This is a genomic window from Thermogutta sp. (assembly GCF_039793925.1).
Lineage (GTDB): Bacteria > Planctomycetota > Planctomycetia > Pirellulales > Thermoguttaceae > Thermogutta.
Genome location: NZ_JBAMME010000149.1, coordinates 1 through 1177, shown reverse-complemented (window position 1 = coordinate 1177; position 1177 = coordinate 1). Strand labels below are relative to the sequence as shown.

The window sequence follows — 1177 nt, the reverse complement described above, 5'->3', positions numbered from 1 at the left end:
GCCTACCTCTTCGGCTCCCAGGCCGACGGAACCGCCGGCCCCCAGAGCGATTGCGACATCGCCTTGCTGGGGAGATTCTGAGGGTCGAGGGACATGAGGCCGGAATTCAACAATTAACCGTAAAGGACGCAAAGAGCGCAAAGTTTTCCATAAACATTGCTCTGTGTACTCTGCGGCCGCTGCGGTGCCATAACCTTTTTGCAGTGGAGTCATAGATGCAAACGCGCGCAATGGATTGCTTCAAGAAGATTAGGGGGCTTCTATGGACGTAAAGGTGTGGGTGTTACCTTCTGTTCTCCGAGAATGGATATCAGTTGTTCCGGAGACCGGGTTGTATGCCAGTGAAAGCGAGTTTCTGAGAGATGCGATCAGCACCCTTTTAGCTGCCCGGCCAGATATTCGGTTGGCCCTCGCTTGTAAGTTATACGAACGGGGGGATATTTCCCTGAGTAAGGCCGCAGAACTGAGCGGGCTGGATATAGAAGCGATGAAGGAGGTGCTGTACATTCGTGGTATCTCTCGCGGGGCTCCCGAAAGCGCTGCTGAAACAAAAGCCATGGCTGAGGCTGCCCTAAAAGCTGCAGGAAGATAGGCCGATAATGCCGAGAATCGTTTTGGACACAGACTTCCTCAGCGCTTTCCTTAAAATAGGGCGAATGGACCTGATCCGGACACTCTACCAGGTGGAGAATGTACAAATCCCTCCGGCAGTATATCGGGAAGTTGCTCAGACCACTCTTCTACCCCGGCTGGCGAAACTCTCGTGGGTGCAGGTCTCGGTCCCCGACGCAGACGTTCTAACCCGTCTGACGGGGCAAGAGGGGTTTCAGGCCCTGGGGGCGGGAGAACGGGAGTGCATTGCTCTGGCATTGGGCCAACCGGATGCTGTCCTTATGATGAACGATAACAAAGCCCGGCAGGTAGCCGCTCAATATGGCTTGACGGTAATCAATATTCCCGCTTTCTTGCTGGCTTGCAAATGGGCATCAATATTGGACCAGGCGGATTTAGAGACCTTAATTGACGATTTGCAGGAAAAAGACCATTACGGTTTCCGCCCGGAAGTTCTGGCAATGTTGTTAGATTCGGGGACGTAGTTTGACAACGGCGATCCAGTTTAGTAACGTTTCCAAAAAATTCACTCTCCACCACGAGCGGGCCCGATCCTTCCAGGAAC

3 protein-coding genes are annotated in these 1177 nt (G+C 53.3%); 2 read left to right on the top strand and 1 reads right to left on the bottom strand.

Features of this window, described 5'->3' with window-relative positions:
- Positions 1 to 213: hypothetical protein (locus ABJK56_RS06095; protein WP_347243774.1), on the bottom strand; the 213-nt coding region annotated here is incomplete at its 3' end.
- 49 nt (positions 214 to 262) lie between these two features.
- Here ABJK56_RS06095 and ABJK56_RS06090 point away from each other — a divergent pair.
- Both ABJK56_RS06090 and ABJK56_RS06085 read left to right on the top strand, forming a co-directional pair.
- Positions 263 to 592 (top strand): UPF0175 family protein, encoded by a 330-nt coding sequence (locus ABJK56_RS06090; protein ID WP_347243773.1) that lies wholly within the window; start codon positions 263 to 265, stop codon positions 590 to 592.
- A gap of 7 nt (positions 593 to 599) precedes the next feature.
- Positions 600 to 1097: a hypothetical protein gene (locus ABJK56_RS06085; RefSeq protein WP_347243772.1), complete on the top strand. Its 498-nt coding sequence runs from the start codon at positions 600 to 602 to the stop codon at positions 1095 to 1097.
- The last annotated feature ends 80 nt before the right edge of the window (positions 1098 to 1177 follow it).